This window comes from Nocardiopsis metallicus (assembly GCF_014201115.1).
GTDB classification, from domain to species: domain Bacteria; phylum Actinomycetota; class Actinomycetes; order Streptosporangiales; family Streptosporangiaceae; genus Nocardiopsis; species Nocardiopsis metallicus.
This window is the reverse complement of sequence record NZ_JACHDO010000001.1, coordinates 7,460,362-7,486,824: the sequence shown is the minus strand read 5'-3', so window position 1 is coordinate 7,486,824 and position 26,463 is coordinate 7,460,362. Positions and strand designations below refer to the sequence as shown.

The window sequence follows — 26,463 nt, the reverse complement described above, 5'->3', positions numbered from 1 at the left end:
TCTCTCCACTAGCGCACGGTTGTCTGAGAGTCCGAGTCCGAGCCGGTGTCCCGACCCTGTTCCTCCGCGCCGTCGGACGGACCGGAGAATCTCAGCGCGCCATCGATTCCGTCGACCACACGGAAGAAGTCCCGCGTGGACAACCACAGTTTATAGATGATGGCGATCTCGAAGGCGAGCAGCAAAACGCCGACAAACGCCGTGATCCAGCCGATAATCCACGGACCGAAGAGAGCCGCGGCGACCGGGGCGACCATGAAGACCGCCATCTGGAACTCGATCCCGCCGACCAGGTGGGTCCGGATCCGGCGGGCGTTCAACGCCGCCCAGAACCGCTGGTACCAGGGAAAACGAGTCCGGAACTCCTGGTGCAGGTCCACCTTGGGCAGGGTCAGGTCCGGCTGCTTGCCCGCGGTGCGCTGGTTGCGCGCCTCCCGCTCGTTCTGGCTGCGCAGGATCTGCTCCAGCACGCCGATGCCGTGTCGCAGCACCGCCTGCTCGCCGCCGTCGCTCATCGTCCGGCGTCCGCCGCCGGTCGCGTCACCGGTGGCGTCACCACTGGCGTCGCCCTCAGGCTCCAGCATGGACAGCGCCGCGCGGGCCCGCTCCAGGGCCGCCGCCAGGTGCGACCGCATCTCCCGGCGGACCTTGTACACCTGGAGCGCGTTCAGATAGCGCAGCATGTCCAGGAAGACCACGGCCAGCGCCAGCCAGACGAACGCCACGTGCTCGGTCTCCCGGTACTGGCCACCCATCAGGGCGACCACGCACACCAGGACCCGGAAGCGGTCCGAGACGTAGTCCATCCAGGCACCGAAGAGCGATTCGGAGCCGGTGAGCCGGGCGAGCTTGCCGTCCGTGCAGTCCACGAGGAAGCACACGTAGTACAGCAGGGCACCGAGGATGAGCAGCTGCCAGTAACCGAAGGCGAAGCACACGGCCGCGCCCAGGCCCAGGAAGAGGGCGACCACGGTCAACTGGTTGGGGGTGATCGACGTCCGGTTGGCGATCTGCCGCACGAGCCGGACCGCGATCGGGTCCACGAGGTAGACCGTCAGCCAGGAGTCGCGTTCCTTGAGCGTACGAGCCCTGACCTCGTCGAGTGTGAATCCAGGCATCGTGGCGAACTACTCCCAAAGCGAAGCGGATGTGTCCCGGTCGGCGGCCGCCGGACACATCCTGCGGGTCACGGGCGGCCCGCGCACGCTACGCCATGTCCCAGGGGGCGGCCAACCTATAGCACATGGTCAACAATAGGTGATCGAACCGCTGGTCACTCCCAAAGCGGATGAACCGAACCGGAATCGCAACCGAAGAACCACCACCTCGCCGACCAGCGCCGACGAACCGGCCCCCGGCAGCGAGAACGTGAGACTCGGTACTGTGTGCCATGAACATCCGGACCGGTACACCCGGTCCGCCAGCCGCAGACAGCCGTTCCGCCAAGAATAGACAAGAGGGAACAACAGCATCGTGAGCGAGCCCATCCGCCTCGAGCCCGGCGACCAGGCACCCGACTTCACCCTCGACGACGCCGACGGTCGGCCCGTCAGTCTGAGCAAGGTGCTGGCCGACACCGGCAAGAGCGTCGTCCTGTACTTCTACCCGGCCGCCATGACGCCCGGGTGCACCACCCAGGCCTGCGACTTCCGGGATAACCTCACCGAGTTCGCCGCCGCGGGATTCACCGTCCTGGGCGTCTCCCCGGACAAGCCCGAGAAGCTCGCCCGGTTCCGGGAGAAGGAGAGCCTGACCTTCACCCTGCTCGGCGACCCCGACAAGGACACCCTGAGCGCCTACGGGGCCTTCGGTGAGAAGAAGAACTACGGCCGCGTCGTTCAGGGCGTCATCCGCTCCACCGTCATCGTGGGCGCCGACGGCAAGGTCCAGAAGGCCTTCTACAACGTGAAGGCCACCGGCCACGTGGACCGCATCAAGAAGGAACTGGGAGTCTGACCCGGTTGATCGGTCGTCCGGTAACCACGGGGCCGGACGACCGGTCGTCTCCCGAATCCCGGTAGAGTGGCCCCGTCGGGGCCGTAGTCCAACTGGCAGGAGACGGCAGCTTTAGGTGCTGTACAGTGCGGGTTCGAATCCCGCCGGCCCCACGAGAAAGGGATGACCTCGCAGTTCGTGCGAGGTCGTCCCTTCTTACTTGCCGAGCTATGTCTCCAGACCGAAGAGCGCCCACATGACCAGGGCCAGCAGGGCGATGATGCCCAGCCCCACGGCCGCGGCCCGGGTGAGGTGGCTGCGGTCGGAGTGCTTGCCCGACTTGGTCAGGCCCAGCGTCTCGGAGGACTCGCGGATGGACAGCATGATCGAGTTCATCGTCTCCGGGCTGTGCCGCAGCCGTTCGCTGATGGACTCGGCCAGGGCGTGCGCGCCCGCGCGGAAGTGCTCCCGGGCGGACTCGCGCTCCTCGGTCTGCTCGCCCTCGGCCGCGGCGGGACCCGCCACGGCGCCGTCGGGTCCGCCGACCGGGGTCTCGCCGGGGGCGGACTTCTCCGGGGCCCAGGGGGCCAGGGCGGCGATGCGCAGCATCTTGGCGGCGTTCTCCGCGCTCAGCCGCTCACCGGGCTCGACCCGCAACATCCCGGCCAGCACCGGTGCGAGCGGACCGGCGTTGGCGGCCGCCTTCGGCTCGTCCAGCTGTTCCTGGCGCAGGATCTTGATGTAGCCCTTGCGGTCGTAGGGCGGGTAGCCCTCGACGGCGGCGTACAGGGTGGCGCCCAGGGACCAGATGTCGGACTCGGGTCCTACCGGGCCCGCCTTGGCGCGCTCCGGAGGGATGTAGGCGGGTGAGCCGATGATGCGCCCGGAGGAGCTCAGCGCGGACTCGCCGTTCCAGGCGGCCAGTCCGAAGTCGGTCAGCACCACCCGTCCGGCCTCGCTGATCATCACGTTGTCCGGTTTGACGTCTCGGTGGACGATGCCCTCGCCGTGCGCGACCTTGAGCGCGTCGATCAGGTTCAGCCCGATCTCGGCCACCCGCTGATAGGGCAGCGGGCCACCGACCTGGATGATCTCCTCCAGGGTGGAGGCCTCCAGCAGTTCCATGACGATCCACGGCCGCTCGTCCTCGTCCACGACGTCCAGCACGGTGACCAGGCTGGGGTGGGTGAGGCGCCCGGCGACCCGGGCCTCGCGGGTGGTGCGCTGGACCAGCGACTCGCGCTCGGCGCGGCTCAGGTCAGCGGGCAGGCGGAGCTCCTTGACCGCGACCTCGCGCTTGATGACCAGGTCCATGGCGCGCCAGACGGTGCCGACACCGCCGCGGGCGATCTCGGAGGTCAGCTGGTAGCGACCCATCAGCAGCCGCCCGCCAGCCTCCGGCTCAGCCACGGACGCCTCTGGACGCGCGGAATCGGGCGACGTCTGGGGCCGCTGCGTGTGGGGGTTTTCTAGGGAGGACACGGTTATCCACGGGTCCATTCACCGGCCATGGTGGCCTCCTGCGGAGCATTGCGGTCGCTGTCACCACGTAGGTGCACGGATCACTCGTTATACCAGCATGACGCAATGTCCACGCTGGTGGTTGCCTGATGGCTGACACATAGGTTCGGTTTCGTTATGTCCGAGGGAGAGCCACACATGCCGTGACAAGGCTCTCCCTTGCCAATCCTTGACCTGAACCGGGTTTCGTGCACGTGCCTCGGCGCGTGCACGAAACCCCTGGCGGTCAGCTCCAGAGGGACTCGGGAGAGCGCACCTCGACCGGGCCGACCTCGGTCTTGGCGAGTGGTTCGCGCAGGCTGTCGGCGTCGCCGACCACCACCACGACGGCCTCCTCCGGTCGAAGGTACTCGACCGCGGCGCCGTTCAGGTCCTCGGCGGTGAGTTTCTCGTACCCGGCCCGGTTGCGGTCCACGTAGTCGTCGGGCAGGTCGTGCACCACCATGTCGACCAGCGCCCCGGCCATGGCCCGGGCGGTCGAGTAGGTGACCGGCAGGCCCACGGTGTTGGACTCGCGGACCGAGGCGAGCTCGTCCTCGGTGACGCCCTCGTCGCGCAGCTTGTTGATCTGCTCCAGGGAGGAGGTGACCGAGTGCGCGGTGGTACCGGCCTCCACCTGAGTGCTCATGAAGAACACCCCGCTGTCGCGGCGCAGGTCGAAGCGGCTCCCGGCACCGTAGGTGTAGCCCAGGCGCTCGCGCAGCTCCATGTTGAGGCGGGAGGTGAACATCCCGCCCAGGACGTCGCTGACACCCTCGGCGCGCGGCAGGTCCACCTGCGAGCGCGAGGGGGCGCGGTGCGCGATGACCAGGGCCGACTGGACCGAGCCGGGGCGGTCCACGATCAGTACGCGGGGCAGTTCGCCGGGCGGCGGGGCGGGCGCGTTGACCTGCCGTTCGGGCGTGGGCGCGGCGTCACCGAAGACGATCCGGCCCAGTTCCTCGAGGTCGACGTTGGCCAGGTCGCCGACGACCACGAGGGTGCCGGCGACCGAGGCGATCGAGTCGGCGTGGAAGCGGGCGACGGTCTCGGGGGTGATGTCGGCCAGCTTGACCGGGCCGCCGGCCAGGGGCGTGGCGTAGCGGCCGGTGAACAGCTGGCCGCCGAGGCTGCGCATGGCCAGGGTGGAGGCCGAGGAGGCGTCCAGCCAGAAGCGCTCCAGGAGCTGGTCGCGGCGGCGCACGACGTCGTCGGCGGTCAGGGCGGGGCGGCGCACGGCGTCGGCGAACAGGTGGACGGCGTCGCCGAGGCGGCTGGTGGGCGCGTCCAGGCCGGTGATGAAACCGTCCCAGTTGACGCGGGAGATCCACTCGGCGCCGTAGCGCTCCAGGGCCGGGGCCAGGGAGCTGTTGCCGTCGGGGCCGTCTTCCAGGGCCTCGCTGGTCAGGGCGCTGACGCCCATGGCGTCGAGCGGCTCGACGGCACCACCGAAGGGGTGCACGAGGCGGAGGGAGGCCAGCTGCTGGCCGGGCACGTCGATGGCGACGACGGTGCCGCCGCCGACGCTGACGCGCTGCGGCTTGGGAAAGGTGAAGGACGCGGGGGCGCCGAGGTCCGGGCGGGTCTGCTGCATGCTCTGCGGCTCTTTCTGCGCTTGGCGGGAACGGGCGGTGACGCCTGAGGGGCGGTTGCGCCTGCGGGACGGTGGGGCCGGTTCGGCGGCTATCCCCGCGGTGCGTCGGCCGCGGCGTCGGCCTCGGCTTCCACCTCGAGCGTCTCGGCGGCGGACTCGGACTCGGGGTCGAACCGCACGACCAGCATGTTGTCGTCGACCAGCAGGCGCTCGGCCGCGGCCCGCACCTCCTCGGCGGTGACGTCCGCCCAGCGCTCGGGCCAGGTGTAGGCGAGCTCGGGGTCGCCGAGCAGCTGGGTGCAGCTGCCGATGGAGTCGGCCAGCCCGGAGGGGCTGGCGATGGAGTGGAGGTGCTCGCGCTCCAGCACGGCGCGGGCCCGGTCCAGTTCCTCGTCGGTGATCCCGGAGGCGAGCTTGGCGACCTCCTCGCGGATGGCCTGCTCCAGGACGTCACCGGCCACGCCCTCGCGGGCGAGCATGTTCACCAGCAGCAGGCTGTCGGTGTAGCGGAAGGGCAGGATGTCGGCGGAGCCGCCGCCGTCGTCGGCGGCGATGGGCCGGTCCACGACCAGGGAGCGGTACAGGCGGCTGCCCTGCCCCTGGCCGAGGACGGCCGCCGCCAGCTGCGCGACGTCGTGCCCGCGCTCACCGTAGGCGGGGACGCGGAAGCCGATGAACACCCCTGCGGCCGGGACCGTCTCGGAGACCGAGTCCCGCACCGGACCGCCCAGCGGGGCGCGCAGGGTGGGGTCGGGGGTCTCGGGGATGAAGTCGCGGGCGGGGATGGCGCCGAAGTACTTCTCGACCCGCGCCAGGACGTCCGCGGACTCCAGGTCGCTGACGATGGTCAGGACGCAGTTGTCCGGGCCGTAGTGCGCCTTGTGGAAGGACTTGACGTAGTCCAGGTCGGCGGCGTCAAGGTCGGCCATGGAGCCGATCGTGGAGTGGTGGTAGGGGTGGCCCTCGGGGTAGGCCAGGCGCAGGATGCGTTCCAGGGCCGTGCCGTAGGGCTGGTTGTCGTAGCGCTGGCGGCGCTCGTTCTTGACCACGTCGCGCTGGTTGTCCAGGACCTCCTGGGTCATGCCCTCGCGCAGGGTCGCCAGGCGGTCAGCCTCGAGCCACAGGATGGAGTCCAGGGCGTGCGTGGGGACCGTCTCGAAGTAGTTGGTCCGGTCGGTGGAGGTGGAGGCGTTGATGTCCCCGCCCAGCCGCTCGACCACGTCGAAGTGCTCGCCCTTGGCGACGTTGCCGCTGCCCTGGAACATCAGGTGTTCGAAGAGGTGCGCGAACCCGGTGCGGCCGGGCACCTCGTGTCGGGACCCGACCCCGTACCAGAGGTTGACCGAGGCGACCTGGCCGGTGGAGGCCGGAGCCGTCACCAGACGCAGTCCGTTGTCCAGTTCGTACTGTTCGACCCGACCCGACGTTTCCATGGTGGTCACCAGCGCATGCACCCCATCAAGTTCCGTTGACTGCTTGACCGGTTACGAGCCTATGGCCTCAAAGCACCGCGGGGACACTCGGTTCCAGTAATCCACAGGGGTTTTGACGGAGTTTGTCAGGTGATGTCGGAACAGAATGGAATTCCCGGTCGGGCACCGGGGAGGGCCGGAACACCGGGACGGACGCAGGACCGGAGCGCTAGGACGCGTTGCGGTACTCGGTGGTGTCCATGGACGCGGCGATCTCGTCGTAGACGGCGCTGTACTGGGCGTCCGCGGACCACACGTAGAGCATCACGTCGCTCTCGGGCAGGAACCACATGCGCACCTCGAAGGTGTCGTCGTTGTCGCAGGTGACCGACCAGACCGAGTGGTGGGACTTGAGGCCGTCCGCGTGCTCGAAGATCTGTCCGTGGTCACTGGTGAGCGTGGCCTTGTCCACCCCGATGTTGCCCGAGGCGGCGGTGTTGAGGCTGCGGCAGCTGTCGGTGTTGTCCGCCCAGCCGTCGTCGTCGTAGAAGGCGTCGCCCTTCTTCGGCCAGTCCTGCGGGTGGTTGGCCGCCTGTTTGGGGACCAGCTGGACCGAACCGTAGGCGCAGGCGCTCTGACCGGGCGGGGTCATGCACAGCTGACCGCCCTCGTTCTGGACCTCCCAGCCGTCGGGGGCGTCGATGCTCACCCCGCCGACCTCGGCGCTGTCGAAACCCTCGGGGCCGGGCGGCTCGATCGCGGGCATCATGCCGCTCTCGCCGCGCTCCAGTTCGATCTCGCCGGCCGACTCACCGGCGCAGGCGCTCAGCGCCAGCAGGGCCACAGCACTCACCGCGAGAACACGACCACTTCCCGCCCGGTGCCGGACCTCGCCCGTCGTGCGCGCCATGGATCGTTCCGCCCTTCTCTACAGGTCTGCCCCGACCACGCGTCTGACAGATCGGAGCACAGTCGACCATAGCGCCCCCGACACACCCGCCGCACCGGGGAACCGCCGCCACTACCCTGGGCCCATGGTGGACCTCGCGAAGATCACTGAGCCCTTGTCCCTCAACCGGTTCGGCCCCAGGCCCCGGGGCCCGTTGGTGCTGGAACTCGACCTGACGGAGGGTGTGGCCGACGATTCACCGGGCGACCCCCTCAGCCAGATCATGAACCGCCGCAAACAGCAGTACCTGGAAGTACTGGAGGGAATCCGCCGCGGCGCCCGCGACCCCGAGGTGGGCGCGCTCATCGTGCGCGTGGACGCCCGTGCCCTGGGTATCGCCAAGATCCAGGAGCTGCGCGACACTGTCGCCGATTTCCGCGCGACCGGCAGGACCGCCGTGGCCTGGGCGGACACCTACGGAGAGGCCGGAGACGGCAACCTCCCCTACTACCTGGCCACCGCCTTCTCACGGATCGTTCTTTCGCCCACCGGCCTGGTGGGCCTGAGCGGCCTGAGGTCGCGCACCACCTTCCTCAAGGGCGCCCTGGACAAGCTCGACGTGAAGTTCGAGGCCGGGGCGCGCCACGAGTACAAGAACGCGATCAACCAGTACACCCAGACCGAGTACACACCGGCCCACCGCGAGGCGATGGGCCGGATCGTGCAGTCCATGAACGACCAGATCGTCACGGCGGTCGCCAAGAGCCGCGACCTCACCGAGGAGCGGGTACGCGAACTCATCGACACCGCCCCGATCCTGGCCCGGGAGGCTCTGGACGCCGGGCTGGTCGACCAGCTCGCCTACCGGGACGAGGTCTACGCCGAGCTCACCAAGGAGGTGCGCGACAAGGGCGAGGCCTCCCCCGAGCCCGGACTGCAGTTCGTCACCCGCTACCACCGCAAGCACGCCCGCGCGCCCAAGCCGAAGTTCGCCGGCGGCGGCGAGCACATCGCCCTCATCTCCGCCAGCGGCGGCATCACCCTGGGCAAGAGCCGCCGCTCGCCGCTGGGCGGCGCGGTGATGGGTTCGGACACCGTCTGCGCCGCCTTCCGCGCCGCCCGCCAGGACCCCCGGGTCCGGGCCGTGGTGTTCCGGGTGGACAGCGGCGGCGGCTCGGCCATCGCCTCGGACCTGATCCGCCGCGAGAGCCAGCTGACCCGCGAGGCGGGCAAGCCGGTCATCACGACCATGGGCGACGTCGCCGGGTCCGGCGGCTACTACGTCGCCCTGGGTTCGGACGCGATCGTGGCCCAGCCCGCCACCATCACCGGGTCCATCGGCGTGCTCACCGGCAAGCCGGTCCTGGGCGAGCTCAAGAAGCGGTTCGGGATCACCTCGGACTCGGTGAGCGAGGGCGCGCACGCGGGCATGTTCGACCCCGAGCAGGGGTTCAGCGAGTCCGAGTGGGAGCGGATCAACCTGCTCCTGGACACCATCTACGACGACTTCGTGACCAAGGTCGCGGCCGCCCGCGGGCGGACCTGGGACGAGATCCACGAGGTCGCCAAGGGCCGGATCTGGACCGGGGCCGACGCCCAGGAGCGCGGGCTGGTCGACGAACTGGGCGGGGTCGAGACGGCCGTACGGCTGGCCCGGGCCAAGGCCGGGGCCGGGGCGCTGCCGGTGCGTGCCTTCCCGCGCCCGCACCCGCTGGACCGGTTCCGCCAGCACGAGTCCAGTGAGGACCTGGCCTCGTCCGAGCCGCAGACCGTGCTGAGCGCCTGGGGCCCGCTGGAACACCTGGCGGTCCGGATGGGCCTGCCCGTCGGCGGTCCGCTGAGCATGCCGGGTGCGTGGGAGATCCGTTGAGCGTTGACGGTGGCGCCTACCTGGAGGCCATGGCGCTGTTGCCGACCGGGGTGACCGTGGTGACCGTCGCGGACGGCCGCGACGACATCGGGGCGACGGTGAGCGCCCTGGTGTCGGTCTCCGCGGATCCCCCGGTGGTGATGCTGAGCGTGGCCGGGGACGGGTACGTGGCCGAGGTGGTCGAGGAGGTGGGCGCGTTCGCGGTGAGCGTGCTCGCCGCCGACCAGCGCGCCATCGCGGGCCGCTTCTCCGCGGAGGGGCGGCCCAGCGCCCGGCTCCTGGTGTCCGGAGTGCCCCACCACCGGGGTGAGCGCACCAGGGCGATCGTGCTGGACGAGGCGCTGTCCGCGCTGGAGTGCTCGGTGCGGCAGCGCGTGGAGGTCGGCGACCACGTGGTGTTCTTCGCCGACGTGGTGGGCCTGCCCGAGGTGGGTGCGGAGCGGCGCTCAGCGGCGGCGATGGTCCGCTGGGACGGGCGCTACCACGCGGTGGACTGACGGGGCGCAGACAAGGCGGGCCCCGGAACCGAGGGTTCGGGATGCTGCTGGCGAATCCGCAGCGCCGGGGCCCGGAGAAGCGGAGGGGCTGACCCGCGAAGGCTTCTCTGCGTCAGGCTCAGGCTCGGTTAGGGCGTCCGGGGCGGGGCTGTGTGCGGCCTGGGGCTGTGGCTCTGGGGTTCGGGTTGCGGTCGCGGTTCCCCGTTTCCGGACGCTCGATGGTGGCCGTCTGCGCTGCGCGCGTCAAGGTCGTTCGTCCTCGCTTCGCTGCGGGCGCTCCACCTTGACCCGCTTCGCTACGACGGCGTTTGGCGGCTATCGGGAAACGGGGGGAGTGTGGTCGGGGGCGGGGCCCCAAGAGGGCCCAACCACCCCGGCCTTCGGCCGGAGCCTTCCCCAGCCCGGGGCGGATCGGGCCGCGTGTCGCGGCCGGTCACCCGTGCCAGCGAACACCACCAGCAGCCCACCAGCCCCCGGGCACAGTTTCGGCCCCCCTTTCAAAGATGATCTTGCTACCAGGGGCAACTTCGGCGCCGAACTTGCCCCTGGTAGCAAGATCACCGGGAATGAAGGGGTTTCGGAAGCAACGGACCACCCCAGACGCAGGTTACGGACACCCCGGCCTGCCCAGAGCCGACACCGCAGCGCTGAACCCCACCTTCACCACCGCCGCTCCGATGGCACGCATGACCGGCCGCGACACGCACCCCGATCCCCGCAGGGCTGGGGAGACTGCTTCCCTCGCCGCCGCTTGTCCGTTCGGGCGAATGACCGGCCGCGACACGGCCAGGCGTTGCGCTCCGGCCGGGGGAAGGCACCGGCCGAAGGCCACGCAGTTGCCGTTGGGCCCCTTTAGGGGCCCGCCTGCCGCCCCGACCACTCCTCCCCCGTTTCCCGATAGCCGCCCACCGCCGTCGTAGCGAAGCGAGTCAAGGTGGAGCGCCCGCAGCGAAGCGAGGACAATGCCGTTTAGTTAGCGCTTCAGGCCAGATGTCAAGCCTGTAACACCACCCGCAACCACCCAGCACAAAGAACGGGACCTCCGATAGAAGCAGGAAATCGACCAAGATCCACCTGCGCCCGGAGGCCCCGTTGCCCGACCAGTATGCCACCACCACAACCTCTGCCACCCGCACGATCACCGTGGCCGCTGGAATCTACGCCCCCGGCCACCTGGGCGAGCTCACCCGCTACCTCCCCTTCGACCTCATCGACGCCGCCCTGGAACACACCCGCACCCAGCAACAACGACTACGCCGCCTGCCCTCACGGGTCGGCGTCTACTTCGTGCTCGCCCTCACCCTGTTCCCCCACCTGGGATACGCCCGCGTCTGGGACACCCTCGTCGCAGGCCTGCACGGCCTACCCGTGCCCCGCCCCAGCCAATCCGCCCTCAGCCACCTACGCCGACGTTTGGGAGCCGGCCCGTTCAAAACCCTCTTCGAGACCCTCGCGGTTCCTTTGGCCCAACCCGCGACCCCCGGCACCCGCTACCGGCACTGGCGCACCGTGGCCTTTGACGCCTGCCACTCGATCAAAGCCCCTGACAGCGAACGCAACCTCACCTGGCTCCGCAAAATCCACTACCAGCAAGGCGTGGAAGGCTACCCCCGCCTGCAGATCACCACCCTGTGCGAGACCGGCACCCGCTCCCTGCTGGGAGCCACCCTGACCCGAGCCCCCAGCGGCGAACCCGACCAGGCCCGCCCCCTGCTGGGCCTGCTCACCCCCCAGATGCTGGTCCTGGCCGACCAGGCCTACCAAGGCAACACCTTCCTGGGCGAGCTCGCCACCACCGGAGCCCAACTCCTGATCCGTTTGCACCCACGCCGCCGCCCCCGGGTGGAAACCCTGCTACCGGACGGCTCCTACCTCACCCACCTGGACGGGCTCAAACTCCGCGTCATCGAAGCCCGCATCACCGCCACCACCCAGGACGGGCAGCAGGCCAGGGGCGTGTACCGGCTGGCCACCACCCTGCTCGACCACCGCACCGACCCCGCCCCACAGCTGCTGGCCCTCTACCACGAACGCTGGGAGATCGAATCGGCCTTCTACTCCCTGCGCCATACCCTGCTGCACCGTCGCGTGTTGCGCTCCCAGGACCCGGTCGGCCTGGAGCAGGAGGTGTGGGCCCTGTTGGCGCTCTACCAAGCGCTGCGCATGGCCATGGTCGAGGCGGTGGAGTCCCGGCCGGGCACCCACGCCGATCGGGCTGGGTTCACCACTGCCCTGAACACCGCCCGATGTCAGGTCATCACTGCCCAGCAGGTGCTGCCCGACGATGACGATCCCGGCCGGGGCGGAAGCATCGTTCAGGCGGTGTTGGACAACCTGCTCCCGGCCCGCCGTGCTCGGATCAGCGCGCGCAAGGTCAAGTGTCCTCAGTTGCGTTACGGCTACGCCGATCCCGAGCGGCCGCTCGCCACCCACCAGGTGCAGAAAGTGGAGTTGGAGATCTTGGCCCCTGCGCCTGGGGCCGTGGTGGGCCCCAAACAGTCCGCAGCTCAACCGCTGGCACCTGGAATCCGCCCTGGTGGGTCCAAGGAGCGCACGATGCGCCTGTTGGGTTCTGGTCCAGACCGAGGTTGGAGCCCGATCGAGGTGGCTCGGGCTTTGGGTTATCCCCATTACCGGAGTCTGGCCACGCAGATGGGCGTGTGGGTCCAGGAAGGGTTCCTGCAACGGATCGCTCGAGGCCGTTACACCCTGGCGCCACGGTGGGCGAGTTCGGGGTTGACAGCTCAGCCTGTCCCTTAACTAAACGGCATTGGAAGCGAGGACGAACGACCTTGACGCGCGCAGCGCAGACGGCCACCATCACGCGGCGGGAAACGGGGAACCCCAACCCGAACCGCAGACCCCAGGCCCCAGACCGCAGACCCCGGACCCCAGGCCGCAGACCCCAGACCCCAGGCCCCGGACCCCAGGCCCCAGGCCGCACACAACGACAACCGCAGGCCGCACACGGGCCCCGCCCCGGAACCAACCAACAGCCTCCCGAGAGTTCGGTTCCGGGGCCTCTACTGTCATAGCTGGAGGGTCAGGCCGCTGGTCAGGCCAGGCCCTGTTCCTCGAGCCACTCCTGGGCGACGTCCGCGGCGTTCTCGTTCTGGATGATGACGCGTTCGTTGAGCTGGGTGAGCTCCTCCGTGGTCAGGGCCGCGGAGACGGCGTTCAGGGCGGCGCGCGCGGTGTCGTCGACCTGGTCGCTGTTGATGACCGGGGTGATGTTCTGCGAACCGAAGAGGTTCTCCGGGTCCTCCAGGACCACGAAGTCCTCCACCGCGATCTGCGGGTCGGTCGTGAACAGGTTCGCGGCCTGGATGTCGTCGTCCAGGAGCGCCTGGGTCAGCAGGGCGACCTCCAGCGAGCGGAACTCGCCGAACTCGACCCCGTAGACCGACTCCAGGCCCACCACGCCCTGGTGGCGGGTCTCGAACTCGGGCGGACCGCCCAGGACCAGCCCGTCGGCGGCGTCGGCCAGGTCGGCGAGGGTGGTCAGGCCGTACTCGTCGGCGACCTCGCTGGTGACGCTGACGGAGTCCTTGTTCTCCGCGCTGGAGGAGTCCAGGATCTCCAGACCGTCGGGCAGGGCCTCCTCGACCAGGCGGTTGGTCTCCTCGGGGTCGGTGCTGGGCGCGTCGTCGTCGAGGTAGGCCAGGGTGGCACCGTTGTACTCGGGGAAGACCGACAGGTTGCCCGACTCGATCTGCGAGTAGTACACCTCGCGGCTGCCGATGTTGAGCCGGTACTCGACGTCGACGCCCTCGGCTGCCATGGCCCGGCCGTACAGCTCGGCGAGCAGGCTGCTCTCGGGGAAGTCGGCCGAACCGATGACGACCGTGCCCCCTTCGCCGCCCTCCTCCTCGAAGGGGTCGCTGCCACCGCACGCGCTGAGGAGCACCACGAGTGGAAGCCCAATGAGGGCGAGCTTCTTGTGCATGTCCAAACCTTCTCTCTGGGAACCTTCGCTTGTCGGGTGGTGTCCGAAGGCCACCCGGTCAGCGCGCCGCCGCGGCTTCGGAGCGCAGTCCGGGAGCGACGAGGAGCCGTCGCAGCCCGGCGAACAGGAGCGTGGTGACCACGGCCAGCGCCACCACGAGCACGGAACCGCCCAGCATCATCGTCAGGTCCTGGCGGGCCTGGCCGTCGACGATGTAGCGGCCGAGGCCGCCCACCCCCACGTAGGCGGCGATGGTGGCCGTGGCCACCACCTGGACGGCGGCGGTACGCATCCCGATCAGGATGAGCGGTGTCGCCACCGGGAGTTCGAGTTTGAACAGGACCTCGTGGCCGCGCATGCCCATGCCCAGGGCGGCGTCCTTGAGTCGGGGCTCGACGCCGCGCACCCCCTCGTGCGTGTTGACCAGGATCGGCGGTACGGCCAGCGCCACCAGCGCGGCGACGACGGGGACCAGGCCGATCCCGGCGGCCAGCACGATCAGGAACAGCACGCCGATGGTGGGCAGGGCGCGGGCGAAGTTGGCCAGGCTCGCGCTGAAGAAGCCGCCCACCCCGGTGTGTCCGGTGAGCAGGCCGATCGGTACCGCGATGGCCGCCGAGATCAGCAGGCCCAGCAGCGAGTAGTAGACGTGTTCGCCCATACGGGCGGGGATGCCGGCGGGGCCGGTCCACTGCGCGGGGTCGGCGAACCACGCCGCGAGTTCGTTCAGGATGTCCATGTCACTCCCCCGCGGTGGCTTGGTTCGGGCCCTGTGCCGTGGCGGTGCGGGCGGTGGCGCCCCGCACGGCGGCGGCCCTGGCGCCGACGGGGGTCCCGGTGGCCACCACGGCCCGTTGGCGCGAGCGTCCGCGGCCCGGCCGCCGCGCCCGGCCCGATCCACCGTTACCCCGGTTCCAGGGGGTCAGCAGGTACTGGGCGACCACCAGCAGGGCGTCGGTGACGAACGCCAGCAGGACCACCAGGACGATGCCGACCACGATGGGCGCGTCGAACTGGCGGCGGAACCCGTCGCTGAGGATGAGCTGGCCCAACCCGCCCAGTCCCACCAGGGAGGCGACGCTGACCATGCTGATGGTGGCCACCGAGGCCACCCGCAGCCCGGCGATGACCACCGGGACCGCCACCGGCATCTCCACGGTGAGCAGGCGCCGGAGCGGGCCGAAACCCATCGCGACCGCCGCCTGGCGCACGTGGTCGGGGACCTGGCGCAGCCCGTCCACCACGTTGGGCAGCAGGATGACCAGTGTGTACAGGGACAGCGGCACGATCGCGGTCCAGTCGCTGAACCCGGTGTAGGGCAGCATGAGGAAGAACAGCGCGATCGAGGGCACCGCGTAGAGCACGTTCACGCCGGTGAGCACCGGCGGGTACAGCCGCCCCCAGCGCGCGCACGCCAGCCCCAGGGGCAGCGCGACGGCCAGGCCGATGAGGATGGAGAGGTAGGCCAGGCGCATGTGTTCGAGCAGCCGGGGCCAGATGCCCCGGTTGGGCTCGTCGGGGTAGCTCCAGTTGGCCGCACCCCACTCGGTGACCCGGGTGATCCACTCCCAGGCGCCGAGCGCCCAGTTCCCGCCCTCCACGGCGATCACTCGGACACCGACCAGATGGCGGCGCCCAGGTCGTTCTGGGAGACCACGCCGACCACCCGGCCCTCCTCGTCCACGCCGACCGCCCGGCCCGCGGGTGAGAGCACCGCGGCGTCCAGGGCGGCCCGCAGCGAGTCCGCGCCGACGTCGAAGGTGTGGCCGTAGGGCGCCAGGTCCAGCGAGCCCAGGGGCACCCCGCTGGGGGCCCGGTCGAGCTGCTCGGCGCTGACCCACCCCTTGGGCATGCGTTCGGCGTCCACGACCAGCGCCCAGGGCTCGTTCTCCCCGGCGACCAGGGTCTGGGCCCGCTCCACCCGGTCCTCGTCGTCGAAGACCACGTCCTCGCGCAGGGAGAGCCCGCTGGCGGGGAAGAAGGACAGGCGGCGCACTCCGCGGTCGTAGCCGATGAAGGACTCCACGAAGGCGTCCACGGGTTCGGCGAGCAACCGCTCGGGGGCGTCGTACTGGGCGAGCTCCCCGCCGGGCCGGAAGACCGCGATCCTGTCGCCCAGCCGCACCGCCTCGTCGATGTCGTGGGTGACGAACACGATGGTCTTGTGCAGCTCCTGCTGGAGGCGGATCAGCTCGTCCTGGAGGCTGGTGCGCACCACCGGGTCCACGGCGCTGAAGGGCTCGTCCATGAGCAGGATCGGCGGGTCGGCCGCCAACGCGCGGGCGACGCCCACCCGCTGCTGCTGTCCGCCGGAGAGCTGGTGCGGGTAGCGCTTGGCCTGGGCCGGTTCCAGCCCGACCAGGTCCATGAGTTCGAGAGCCCGCGCGCGGGCCCTGGAGCGCCGCCAGCCCAGCAGCAGGGGCACCGTGGCGATGTTGTCCAGGACGGTGCGGTGCGGGAAGAGGCCCGCCTGCTGGATGACGTAGCCGATGGAGCGGCGCAGCTGGGCCGGGTTCTGGTCACGGATGTCGGCGCCGTCGACGCGGATGGTACCGCCGGTGGGCTCGACCATGCGGTTGATCATCCGCAGGGAGGTGGTCTTGCCGCTGCCGGAGGGGCCGACGAAGACGGTGGTCTTGCCCGTCTCCACGGTGAGGTCCAGGTGGGCGACGGCGACGGTGCCGTCCGGATAGAACTTGGCGGCGCCCTCGAATGTGATCATCGCGGGGTCGTCTCCGTTCGGGGGCCGGTGCGTGTTCCCGCTGGGGAGCATGCGCAGATGTGCACTGTTTCCCCCAGGATTGGGGATCAAACGGGCAGCATGGGGAGTCAGCCGCCACTGGGACGTGCTGGGAGGGTACCGGGGAGGCCCCGGGACGGGGCGCGACGACACGCGGGTCAGCCGCGGGCGGTGAGCCAGTCGGCGAGCTGGTGGAGGTCGTCGGCGACGACGTCGGCGCTGCGGGCCTCGGGGGTGGCGGAGTGGCGGTAGCCGTAGATGCCGCGGCGCAGCAGGGCGGTGGCCATCCCGGCCCGACCGGCGGGCAGGACGTCGTTGTCGACGCGGTCGCCGACGTAGAGGATCTCCTCGGCGGCCAGTCCGGGGCGGCTCCGCGCGGCCAGCTCCAGGGTCCGGTCGAAGAACTCCGGCTGGGGCTTGGCCACCCCCCAGTCGTCGGAGATCCCGATGCCGTCGACCCCCAGGTCCATGGCGGCCAGGGCCGGACCTGCCTCGGGCGGCTGGTTGCCCGCGATCACCAGGGACAACCCGGCCGCGCGCATGGTCTTGAAGGCGGAGCGCACGTCGGGGTAGAGGTCGCGTTCGGTGAAGTGCTCGCGCTCACCGTCGGGCTCCTCGGCCCGCCAGCGGGCGCTCTCGGCCTCCAGGTCGAACCCGGGCACGAGCAGGCGGAACCCGTCGGTGAGGGTGCCGCCCGAGGCGATCACACCGCCGATGGTGCCGAAGAACGCCATGTGCGGGATCGCGAAACGGTCCGCCCAGCGCGCGAAGATCCGCGTCTCGTCGATGAGTGTCTCGCCGACGTCGAACACCACAGTACGAATTGCCACGGTTAGGGAGTTTACACAGCGCTCCCGACCGGGGACCCGGGCCGAGGTGAGGCGGTCGCCGGGTCAGCCGTCGGAACCGCCCCCAGGTCAGCCGACCGGCGGGCGCAGCACGGCGAAGGCGTCGGTGACCTCCAGCTCCCGTGCGCGGAAGCGGAAGAGCGCGGCGGGCCGGCCGCCCGAACGCCCCGAGGGCACCGAGCGCCCGGTCTCCTCGATCTGTCCGCGCCGCAGCAGGACCCGGCGCAGGTTGGTGGCGGCCACATCGTGCCCGAGGGCGGCCCGGTAGTGGGCGGACAGCTCCGACATGGTGAACTCCGGCGGCGCCAGCGCGAAACCGAGGTTGGTGTAGCTGAGCTTGGAGCGCAGGCGACGGCGGCCCGAACGGACGATGGAGGCGTGGTCGAAGGCCATCGGGGGCAGGTCGGCGGCGGGGTGCCACCCGGTGTCGTCGGGCACCACCGGGTCGATGTGCGCCGGGACCAGGCCCAGGTAGGCGGTGGCCAGGGTGCGGCGCTGCGGGTCGCGTTCGGGGTCGCTGCGCGTCTCCAGCTGTTCCAGGTGGCTCAGGTCGCGGACGTCGACCTTCTGGGCGAGCTGGCGGCGGATGGAGGCGCCCAGGCTCTCGTCGGCGCGGAGGCGGCCGCCGGGCAGCGCCCATTCCCCCTCGCAGGGCGGCAGGGCCCGCCGCCACAGCAGCACGCACAGTTCACCGCCGCGGATCTGGAGGACGACGGCGAGCGCCTCGTGTGCCGAGAGCACCGTTCCACCTCCCCCTGCGACCGCTCCGGCCCCGCGCGGGGCGGCCGTCGCGGCCACTCCCGCTGCGGTGCCCGTTCCGACCACCGTGGCCTGTCCGTTTGCTTCCGGGATATCCACCCTGTCCCTTCCGTTCCACGACATGTTAAGCTTCACCAGGTTTGTGCCTACAAGACAAAAACTAGTCCACCGCACTGACCTCCCACGGCACGGCGCCCGCACGACGTGCCCACAGCCTCAAGGAAGTAGTAGGACATGGCAACGGTCACCGCGACGGCGGACACCATGACCAGGCAGGAATGGGCCGCTGAGGTCCGCCGCCTGGCAGACGAGCGCGACGCTGTCATCCTCGCGCACAACTACCAGCGTCCGGAAATCCAGGACGTCGCCCACCACACCGGCGACTCCCTGGCGCTCTCCCGGCTCGCCGCGAGCGTGGACGCCAGCACCATCGTCTTCTGCGGTGTGCACTTCATGGCCGAGACCGCCAAGATCCTCGCGCCGGAGAAGACCATCCTCCTGCCCGACCCCAACGCCGGGTGCTCGCTGGCCGACACCATCACCGCCGAGGACGTGCGCGCCTGGAAGGCCCAGCACCCCGGCGCGGTCGTGGTCGCCTACGTGAACACCACGGCGGCGGTCAAGGCCGAGACCGACATCTGCTGCACGTCGTCCAACGCCGCGGACGTCATCCGCTCCATCCCGGAGGACAAGGAGATCCTGTTCCTGCCGGACCAGTTCCTGGGCGCCCACGTCAAGCGGGTCACCGGCCGCGAGAACATCCACATCTGGATGGGCGAGTGCCACGTGCACGCCGGGATCGACGGCCACACCCTGCGCGAGCGGGTCGCGGCCGAGCCCGACGCCGAGGTGTACGTCCACCCCGAGTGCGGCTGCGCCACCTCCGCCCTCTACCTGGTGGGCAGCGGTGCGGTCCCCGAGGACCGGGTCAAGGTGCTCTCCACCGGCGGCATGCTCAGCGCCGCCGAGAACACCAGCGCCAAGAAGGTGCTGATCGCCACCGAGACCGGCATGCTGCACCAGCTGCGCAACGCCAACTCCACCACGGAGTTCGAGGCGGTCAACTCGCGCGCCGAGTGCCACTACATGAAGATGATCGACGCCGACAAGCTGCTGAACTCTCTGCGCCACGGCACCACCGAGATCCTGGTCGACCCCGAGACCGCCGAACGCGCCCGCCGCTCCGTGGAGCGCATGGTCTCGATCGGTCAGCCCTCCCGGGGCGGCGAGTAGCGGCCTCTCAGGGCTTTCGAAGCCTTGCGGGGCCTGTCGGAACCCGCCGGGGGACGGTCAGAGCGCGCGTTCGGAGTGACGCCGGACGCGCCTGGACGGTAACAGAAGTCTCACCTTCCAGATACAGCTGATCGATTCACCCACGCCAGACGCCTCCCCTCGCTAGCGTCACCACAGAAGCGGGGGGAGAATCGTGACCAGAGGTAACGAAACAGACGTACCGGCGGCAGAGGTCGTCGAGGCGCTGCACGACACCTTCGCGCCGTCGCTGTACCTGTACGCGTGGTCCCTGCTGGGCGACCCCGAACGGTACGTCGAGGGCGCGCGGGAAACGGACGCGGCAGAGCCAGGCTCGGGGGGATCGGGCGAGGACCCGGTGACCGACGCCGTGCACGAGGCCCTGGTCGCCGGGGTGGGGCTCCAGGCCAGGCTCACCGACCCCGCGGACCGCGGGCCCTGGCTCTACGCCCTGGTCCGCTCCGCCTGCCAGCGCCGCGGCTTCTCGCTCACCTGCCCCTACACACGCCTGGCCACCGTGCCCGCGGAGGTTCCGGTCGCTCGGATGTTCTCCCGGCTGCCCGCCAGCCACCGCGAACTGGTCGAACTCAACCTGCGCCACGCGCTGTCCACCTCCGCTGTCGCCCGTGTCCTGGGCCTGGATCCGCGGATCTGCGGCGAGCTGTCCCGCTCCGCGATCCGCCGCGCCGCCGAAGGGATGGAGGACCTCGGCGAGGCCGACGCCGGGAGCGGCTCCGAGGCGGACACCGCCACCAACACCTGGCGCACCCAGGTCCAACAGGTCTCCTCCGCCCTGGCCCTGCTGCGGCCACCGGGCCCGCCACCCGGTCTGCGCGCGCGGGTCGTGCACACCTGCACCTCACCCGAGGCGGCCGGGGACCGCAGCCGCATCGCCGCCGCCATGCAGCCGCTCACCGCGGACGGCTACCCGGTCCACCGCTCGCGCCCGCCCGGCGCGCCCGTGGCCGAGACCCCGCAGGAGGGCGGCACGGTCGAGACGCCGCTCCCCCGGGCCCTGCCCGGCGACCGGCTGACCACCGCCGACCACTCCCTCCACGAGGACGTGCGCGCCCCACTGCCCTCCCCCGACCACGACCCGCTCGACGAGGTCACCGGACCGGGACGGCGGCGCTGGCCGCTGCCGGCGGTCTCGGGGCTGGCGACGGTCGCGGTGGCGTTCGGTCTGTGGTGGTGGGCCAGTTCCATGGGCGACCCCTCCACCATGATCGACGCGGGTCCCGCGCTACCGGGGCAGCGTCCGGGCCTGTCGGAGGTGGAGGCGGCCTCGACCGCCTCCGACGGCAAGCCGGGGACCGAGCAGACCGGGACCTCGGCCTCGGGCGACTCACTCCAGGAGGACTCGGAGGCGGCGGAGCCACCGGGCGAGGAGCCCGGCGACCCCGCGGAGGCCCCCGAGGACGAAGGGGTTTCCGCGGGCGAGGAGCGGACCAGCGAGGGTTCGAACGAGCAAGCCCCGGAACAGCCCGGGGACGAGCCGCTTCCGCCCCGGGCCCCCGGGGAGGGCGGCGGCGAACCGGCTCCGGGCGAGCCGGAGGAGACCCCCGAGACCGACCCCGGAAACGGGGGCTCCGGTGGCGGAGGGGGATCGAACGGCCTGCTCGGCGGCCTGCTGGGCCTGCTGTTCGGCAACGGCCAAAGCGACCAGGGAGACTAGGGCGACCGGGCGGGTCGCGGGTGCGGGGAGCGGCTAGAAGGAGACGAGCAGGCGCTCGGCCGCGGTCTGGAGGCGACCCGCGACCTCGTCGACGTCGCGGCGGCCCTTGAGGATCTCGACCAGTTCGAAGATCCACACGCTGGTGAGCGAGCTGACCAGGACGTACCCGGTGCTGCCACGGTCCACCCCGGCACCGGCGCCCGCGGACTCCTCGTCGGCGGCGGTGGTGTCCGCGCCCTCCAGGTTGCCGGTGGCCACCCGCCACACCAGGTCGCTGATGCGTACGTCGAGCTCGATCTTGACCTCGGCCATGATCAGGGAGCGCACCAGGGCGTCGGCGAGCTCGGGCTCGCGCATGAGACCCCGGGTGGCGCGGAGCAGGACGTCGACCGCCCTGCCGGAGGGGGAGTCCGCGGTGGGCGGGCGGCGGACGATGCCGCCTTCCAGGAGGTCGAGCTCCTCGGTGACCACGGCCACGACGAGGTCCATCTTGGAGGGGAAGTAGCGGTAGAGCGTGCCCAGGGCGACTCCGGCGCGCTCGGCGACCGAGCGCATCTGCATGGCCTCCACGCCACCGCGCACGGCCAGGGCGGCCGCGGTCTGGACGATGCGCCGACGACGCTGGGTCTGACTCCGCGTCATCGTTCCGATAGGTGCCTGCACCGCCACAGGGTCTCTCCCATTCGTCACCGGTTCCGCGCGCGCCGTCGAGCGGCGGACCGAGGCCAACTGCGCCGGGCTGGTGCGTACCCCTGCCAGCCAGGCTTACGAGAACACGTTATCCAACGGCTTCCCACCATCGCAGCGCTTCGCGCCCATGATCCGTGCCTCATCGCCCGATGTAGTGAAGGCAATACGAGAACTTGACCCGGGCTTTCAGGTGACCCGTTCGACCTTAGTAGAATATGTTCTATTTTGCTCGGGCGATATGGCCCAGGCCACACCCGGCCACGCAAATCGACCCCGGACCGACCCGAACCGGATCCGGAGCGGACCCGTAGGGCACCCACCGCCCGCAGGCCCCGCCGGGCCCTTCCCTAGAATCGAATCAGATTCGGTTTCCAGTGGAGAGGTCGGCCCAGGATGCGTGAAGTCCCCCCGGTAGAGGACCTAGGCGAGGGATTGTGGAGCATCCCCGTACCCGTTCCCCACAACCCGATCGGGTTCACCTACGTCTACACGCTGTCCGCGCCCGGCGGCCCCGTCCTGATCGACACCGGCTGGGACCACGATGACTCGTGGGACGCACTGGTCAGCGGCCTCAAGCAGGCCGGACACGGCGTCGACGAGGTCCAGGGCGCCGTGCTCACCCACTTCCACCCCGACCACTCCGGCCTGACCGGCCGCCTGCGCGAGGCCTCCGACGCCTGGGTCGCCATGCACCCCGCCGACATCGAGGTCCTGCGGCGGCTGGAGGAGCGCACCCCCGACGAACGCGGCGCCTCCGTCCTGGAGCAGATGACCCGCGCAGGCTTCCCCGAGCAGGACCTCGAGGCCTTCCGCGCCGCCCCCAACGTCTTCCCCTCACCCGCGCTCCCCGACCGCGCGCTCGGCGACGGCGAGCGCCTTGACGTCCCCGGTCTGGACCTGCGCCCACTGTGGACCCCCGGGCACACCCCCGGCCACCTGTGCCTGCACCTGGCCGAACGCGACCTGCTCTTCACCGGCGACCACGTACTGCCGCGCATCACCCCGCACGTGGGCCAGTTCCCCCTCGACTCCGCCGACGGCGACCCCCTCGGCGACTTCATCGCCTCCCAGGCCCGCGTCGGCCGCATGCCCGAGGCCGACCGGCTCCTGTGTCTTCCCTCACACGAGACGCGCTTCTGGGGTCTGACCGCACGCGCCGCGGAGATCGTCGACCACCACGAGGAACGCCTGGACTTCATGGCGCGCCTGCTCGAGCAGGGCCCCACCACCCTCTGGGAACTCACCTCGCGCCTGGAGTGGCGCCGCCCCTGGGCGGACATGCGGCTCCTGGCCAGACACATGGCCGCCTCCGAGACCGCCGCGCACCTGCGCCTGCTGGAGGAGCGCGGCCTGGCGGCCCGGAGCGGCCCGGACGACCTGCCCCGCTGGGCCAGCGTCGCCCAAGCGCAGCACCCCGAATAGGATCCCCTATACCCGAAGCCCGGCGCCGACCCCGAATGAACTCGCGAGTAACATATGGGGGCGCGCAACTATCCCAGCGGCCGCCCCACCAGCGGCTCCGACCACACCGGAGCCCGCAAGGCGCAACGGCGGCGACCGGGCACGCGACCCAACGAAGAGGTGGACTCTTGACCCAGTCGGGCACAAGCACGGAACCGACCCCACGGCCCTCCGGCGACCGCCCCCTGCGCGTCGCCCTCCTGTCGTACCGCAGCAAGCAGCACGTGGGCGGACAGGGCGTCTACGTCCGCCACCTGTCCCGCGAACTGGCCGCGCTCGGTCACGAGGTCACCGTCTTCTCCGGACAGCCCTACCCCGTCCTGGACGAGGGCGTCACCCTGGAGAAGCTCCCCTCCCTGGACCTGTACAACGACGTCAACCCGTTCGTCGCCCCGCCCGTGCGCCAGTGGCGCGACTGGATCGACGTCCTCGAGGTCGTCACCATGTGGACCGCCGGGTTCCCCGAGCCGCTCACCTACTCCCTGCGCGCCAACCGCGAACTCCGCCGCCGCCTGGGCGACTTCGACGTCGTCCACGACAACCAGACCCTGGGCTGGGGCCTGCTCGGCGTCAAGTCCGCCGGGATCCCCCTGGTCACCACCATCCACCACCCCATCAGCGTGGACCGCCGCATCGAGCTGGAGGAGGCCAAGGGCCTCCAGAAGCTCTCCAAGCGCCGCTGGTACGGGTTCGTGAAGATGCAGGCCAGGGTCGCGCGCAAGCTCGACCCGATCCTGGTGCCCTCCCAGTCCTCCGCCGACGACATCGCCCGCGAGTTCGGCGTCGCCCCCGCCACCATGGAGGTCACCCCGCTGGGCGTGGACACCCGCTACTTCCACCCCCGCACCGAGGTCGAGCGCGTCCCCGGCCGCATCGTGTGCACCGCCAGCGCCGACAGCCCCCTCAAGGGCGTCAGCGTCCTGCTGCGTGCCGCCGCCAAGCTCGCCACCGAACGCGACGTCACGCTCACGATCGTCAGCAAGCCCAAACCCGGCGGCCCCACCGACCAGCTCGTCGACGAACTCGGCCTGCGCGATCGGGTGGAGTTCGTCAGCGGCATCGGCGACCGGGAACTGGGCGAACTCATCTCCAGCGCCCAGGTCGCCGTCGTCCCCTCCTTCTACGAGGGCTTCTCCCTTCCGGCCGTGGAGGCCATGGCCTGCGGCACCCCGCTCATCGCCAGCCACGCGGGCGCCCTGCCCGAGGTCGTGGGCACAGACGGGGTCGCCGGCCGGCTCATCCCGCCCGGAGACCCCGAGCTGCTGGCCGCCGAACTCACCTCCCTGTTCGACGACGACGCCGAACGCGAGCGGATGAGCGCCGCCGCCTGGCGCCGCGTCCAGGAACGCTTCACCTGGAAGGCCGTGGCCGAGCTGACCGCCCAGCGCTACGCCTCCACCATCGACGCCGTCAAGGGGACCGGTGCCGGTACCGGCGGCGACACCCGACCCGCGCCCGTGCGGGCCCGCGCGAACGGTGCCTGACCCGGCAGGCCGCGCACTCCACGACCCGCAGCACCACCCCTAGGGAGCCTCCACTGATCACCGTCGACTTCAACCTGTTCCCCGTCGGCCCGGGCGACCGCGTTCTCGACCTCGGCTGCGGCGGCGGCCGCCACGCCTTCGAGATCTATCGCCGCGGCGCCGACGTCGTCGCCTTCGACCAGAACGAGAACGACCTCGCCGAGGTCGAGACCATGTTCGCCGCGATGGCCCACGAGGGTGAGGCGCCCGCCGAAGCCAAGGCCGAGACCGTCAAGGGCGACGCGCTCGACATGCCCTTCGACGACAGCAGCTTCGACCGCGTCGTGGCCGCCGAGATCTTCGAGCACCTGCCGCACGACACCGCCGCCATGAAGGAGCTGTACCGGGTCCTCAAGCCCGGGGGCATCGCTGCCGTCACCGTGCCCAGCTTCCTGCCCGAGCGCATCTGCTGGGCCCTCTCGGAGGAGTACCACACCAACGAGGGCGGCCACATCCGCATCTACACGCGCGCCGAGCTGGAGGCCAAGCTCAAGGCCACCGGCTTCGTGATCGGCCCGCACCACCACGCGCACGCCCTGCACGCGCCCTACTGGTGGATCAAGTGCGCGGTGGGCACCGACAACAACGACCACCCGGCGGCCAAGGCCTACCACGACCTGCTGGTCTGGGACATGCTCCAGGCGCCGAAGGTGACCCGCGTGGCAGAGAAGCTGCTCAACCCGGTCATCGGCAAGAGCGTCATCGTGTACGTGCGCAAGCCGCACACCGACGCGGCCTCCTGATGGCGCCCGCCCCAGAAGCCCTGTACCTGCCAGGAGTCCTGAGCACCGAGCAGCTCCACCTCTCCGCCCACTACATGGCGCGGTCCCAGGAGGCCGAGGGGGTCATCCCGTGGTTCCCCGGCGGCCACGCCGACGTGTGGGACCACGTGGAGTGCGCGATGGCCCTGACCGTCACCGGCCGGCTCGTCCCCGAGCACGCCGAGGCGGCCCGCCGCGCCTACCTGTGGCTGGACGGCAGCCGCCACCCGGACGGCGGCTGGTACGCCAAGTACCGCCAGGGCCGGGCCGTGACGGAGCTGCGCGAGGCCAACCACGCCGCCTACCCGGCGGTGGGCCTCTTCCACCACCTGCTCGTCACCGGCGACACCGCGTTCGCCGAACGCATGTGGCCGGTGGTGGAGAGCGGCCTGGAGTTCGTGCTGGCCCTGCGCGGCGAGCAGGGCGAGGTTCTGTGGGCCCGCTCCGAGGACGGCTCCCCGGGCGACCACGCGCTGCTCACGGTGTGCGCGAGCGTGCACCACGCCCTGCGCTGCGGTGCCGCCCTGGGCGCCCGTCTGGGCCGTGAGCGGCCGGAGTGGTCGGCGGCCGCGGACAGGCTGGCCGAGCTCATCCAGAACGACGAGGGGCTGTTCTCGGACCGCTCCCGGTTCTCGATGGACTGGTTCTACCCGATCCTCGGCGGCGCGGTGCGCGACGAAGCCGCCAAGGCCCGGATCGCCGAGCGCTGGGACACCTTCGTCATGCCCGGCCTGGGCGTGCGCTGCGTGAGCGACCAGCCGTGGGTGACCGCGGCGGAGTCCTCGGAGCTGGTCATGGCGCTGGCCGCGATGGGCGAGACCGAGACCGGGGTGCGCATCCTGCGGGACGTCCAGCACCTGCGCGACGCCGACGACGGCGTCTACTGGACCGGTTACCAGTTCGCCGAACAGGTGCGCTGGCCGGTGGAGCGCAGCACCTGGACCTCGGCGGCGGTCATCCTGGCGGTGGACGCGCTCACCGGCACCACGCCCGGCTCCCGGGTCTTCCTGCACACCTGGGAACAGGAGCCGGTCGGCGTCTGACCCGCCGGAACGGCTTCAGATGAGAACACGAGGAGGGCCTTGGTACCGATTCCGGTACCAAGGCCCTCC

General features: G+C 70.8%; 22 protein-coding genes and 1 tRNA gene. 11 read left to right on the top strand and 12 right to left on the bottom strand.

From position 1 onward, the window contains the following. Positions 1–8 precede the first annotated feature (8 nt). Complete coding sequence (locus tag HNR07_RS32940; RefSeq protein WP_184370592.1) at positions 9–1,118, bottom strand: CDP-alcohol phosphatidyltransferase family protein; 1,110 nt, start codon at positions 1,116–1,118, stop codon at positions 9–11. Positions 1,119–1,473: 355 nt separating this feature from the next. Here HNR07_RS32940 and bcp point away from each other — a divergent pair, with 355 nt between their 5' ends. Beyond that, positions 1,474–1,956, top strand: a complete 483-nt coding sequence (gene bcp / locus HNR07_RS32935) for a thioredoxin-dependent thiol peroxidase (RefSeq protein WP_184370589.1) — start codon at positions 1,474–1,476, stop codon at positions 1,954–1,956. Positions 1,957–2,033: 77 nt separating this feature from the next. Next, a tRNA-Leu gene (locus tag HNR07_RS32930) sits at positions 2,034–2,108 on the top strand. Positions 2,109–2,163: 55 nt separating this feature from the next. On the opposite strand, the gene HNR07_RS32925 is transcribed toward HNR07_RS32930, so the two are convergent. The 4 genes from HNR07_RS32925 to HNR07_RS32910 all read right to left on the bottom strand — a co-directional run bounded on the left by HNR07_RS32925 (position 2,164) and on the right by HNR07_RS32910 (position 7,351). Further along, positions 2,164–3,345, bottom strand: coding sequence for a serine/threonine-protein kinase (locus HNR07_RS32925; protein WP_312894039.1), 1,182 nt, complete (start codon positions 3,343–3,345; stop codon positions 2,164–2,166). A 337-nt stretch (positions 3,346–3,682) separates the two neighbouring features. Continuing rightward, the gene (locus tag HNR07_RS32920) at positions 3,683–5,029 is read right to left on the bottom strand and encodes a M16 family metallopeptidase (RefSeq protein WP_184370583.1); all 1,347 of its coding nucleotides are present in this window, start codon (positions 5,027–5,029) and stop codon (positions 3,683–3,685) included. A gap of 89 nt (positions 5,030–5,118) precedes the next feature. After that, positions 5,119–6,462, bottom strand: a complete 1,344-nt coding sequence (locus HNR07_RS32915; RefSeq protein ID WP_184373034.1) for a M16 family metallopeptidase — start codon at positions 6,460–6,462, stop codon at positions 5,119–5,121. A gap of 208 nt (positions 6,463–6,670) precedes the next feature. Then, positions 6,671–7,351, bottom strand: coding sequence for a hypothetical protein (locus tag HNR07_RS32910; protein WP_184370580.1), 681 nt, complete (start codon positions 7,349–7,351; stop codon positions 6,671–6,673). Positions 7,352–7,475: 124 nt separating this feature from the next. Between HNR07_RS32910 and HNR07_RS32905 the strand changes: the two genes are divergently transcribed. From HNR07_RS32905 to HNR07_RS32895, 3 genes are all read left to right on the top strand, one after another. Continuing rightward, positions 7,476–9,200 (top strand): S49 family peptidase, encoded by a 1,725-nt coding sequence (locus tag HNR07_RS32905; protein WP_184370577.1) that lies wholly within the window; start codon positions 7,476–7,478, stop codon positions 9,198–9,200. Further along, entirely contained in the window at positions 9,197–9,697 is a 501-nt protein-coding gene (locus tag HNR07_RS32900; RefSeq protein WP_376769966.1) for a flavin reductase family protein, read from the top strand. Before HNR07_RS32905 ends, HNR07_RS32900 begins: the two co-directional genes overlap by 4 nt. Positions 9,698–10,789: 1,092 nt before the next feature. Next, a complete protein-coding gene (locus HNR07_RS32895) occupies positions 10,790–12,457 on the top strand; it encodes an IS4 family transposase (RefSeq protein WP_184360216.1) in 1,668 nt (555 codons plus the stop codon). A gap of 295 nt (positions 12,458–12,752) precedes the next feature. On the opposite strand, the gene HNR07_RS32890 is transcribed toward HNR07_RS32895, so the two are convergent. The 6 genes from HNR07_RS32890 to HNR07_RS32865 all read right to left on the bottom strand — a co-directional run bounded on the left by HNR07_RS32890 (position 12,753) and on the right by HNR07_RS32865 (position 17,972). Next, complete coding sequence (locus tag HNR07_RS32890) at positions 12,753–13,643, bottom strand: ABC transporter substrate-binding protein (RefSeq protein WP_184370574.1); 891 nt, start codon at positions 13,641–13,643, stop codon at positions 12,753–12,755. Positions 13,644–13,701: 58 nt separating this feature from the next. Beyond that, complete coding sequence (locus HNR07_RS32885) at positions 13,702–14,382, bottom strand: ABC transporter permease (protein ID WP_017584156.1); 681 nt, start codon at positions 14,380–14,382, stop codon at positions 13,702–13,704. A 1-nt stretch (position 14,383) separates the two neighbouring features. Next, positions 14,384–15,253, bottom strand: a complete 870-nt coding sequence (locus HNR07_RS32880) for an ABC transporter permease (protein ID WP_184370571.1) — start codon at positions 15,251–15,253, stop codon at positions 14,384–14,386. Continuing rightward, entirely contained in the window at positions 15,250–16,365 is a 1,116-nt protein-coding gene (locus HNR07_RS32875) for a betaine/proline/choline family ABC transporter ATP-binding protein (RefSeq protein WP_184370568.1), read from the bottom strand. Before HNR07_RS32875 ends, HNR07_RS32880 begins: the two co-directional genes overlap by 4 nt. 176 nt (positions 16,366–16,541) lie before the next feature. After that, complete coding sequence (locus HNR07_RS32870) at positions 16,542–17,198, bottom strand: HAD family hydrolase (protein WP_184373029.1); 657 nt, start codon at positions 17,196–17,198, stop codon at positions 16,542–16,544. Between the two features lie 102 nt (positions 17,199–17,300). Then, entirely contained in the window at positions 17,301–17,972 is a 672-nt protein-coding gene (locus HNR07_RS32865; protein WP_184370566.1) for an NUDIX hydrolase, read from the bottom strand. 252 nt (positions 17,973–18,224) lie between these two features. Between HNR07_RS32865 and nadA the strand changes: the two genes are divergently transcribed. After that, positions 18,225–19,223, top strand: coding sequence for a quinolinate synthase NadA (nadA, locus tag HNR07_RS32860; protein WP_184370563.1), 999 nt, complete (start codon positions 18,225–18,227; stop codon positions 19,221–19,223). 193 nt (positions 19,224–19,416) lie between these two features. Next, complete coding sequence (locus HNR07_RS32855) at positions 19,417–20,916, top strand: sigma-70 family RNA polymerase sigma factor (protein WP_184370560.1); 1,500 nt, start codon at positions 19,417–19,419, stop codon at positions 20,914–20,916. Positions 20,917–20,949: 33 nt separating this feature from the next. Here the strand turns inward: HNR07_RS32855 and HNR07_RS32850 are convergent, their stop codons facing one another. Continuing rightward, entirely contained in the window at positions 20,950–21,585 is a 636-nt protein-coding gene (locus HNR07_RS32850; RefSeq protein WP_184370557.1) for a TetR family transcriptional regulator, read from the bottom strand. 414 nt (positions 21,586–21,999) lie between these two features. On the opposite strand from HNR07_RS32850, the gene HNR07_RS32845 reads away from it, so the two are divergent. From HNR07_RS32845 to HNR07_RS32830, 4 genes are all read left to right on the top strand, one after another. Beyond that, positions 22,000–23,028, top strand: coding sequence for an MBL fold metallo-hydrolase (locus HNR07_RS32845; RefSeq protein ID WP_184370554.1), 1,029 nt, complete (start codon positions 22,000–22,002; stop codon positions 23,026–23,028). Positions 23,029–23,195: 167 nt separating this feature from the next. Continuing rightward, positions 23,196–24,551: a glycosyltransferase family 4 protein gene (locus tag HNR07_RS32840; RefSeq protein WP_184370551.1), complete on the top strand. Its 1,356-nt coding sequence runs from the start codon at positions 23,196–23,198 to the stop codon at positions 24,549–24,551. A gap of 53 nt (positions 24,552–24,604) precedes the next feature. Further along, positions 24,605–25,333, top strand: a complete 729-nt coding sequence (locus HNR07_RS32835) for a class I SAM-dependent methyltransferase (protein WP_184373027.1) — start codon at positions 24,605–24,607, stop codon at positions 25,331–25,333. Further along, positions 25,333–26,394: a glucosidase family protein gene (locus HNR07_RS32830; protein ID WP_184370548.1), complete on the top strand. Its 1,062-nt coding sequence runs from the start codon at positions 25,333–25,335 to the stop codon at positions 26,392–26,394. The genes HNR07_RS32835 and HNR07_RS32830 overlap by 1 nt, the downstream gene beginning before the upstream one ends. The last annotated feature ends 69 nt before the right edge of the window (positions 26,395–26,463 follow it).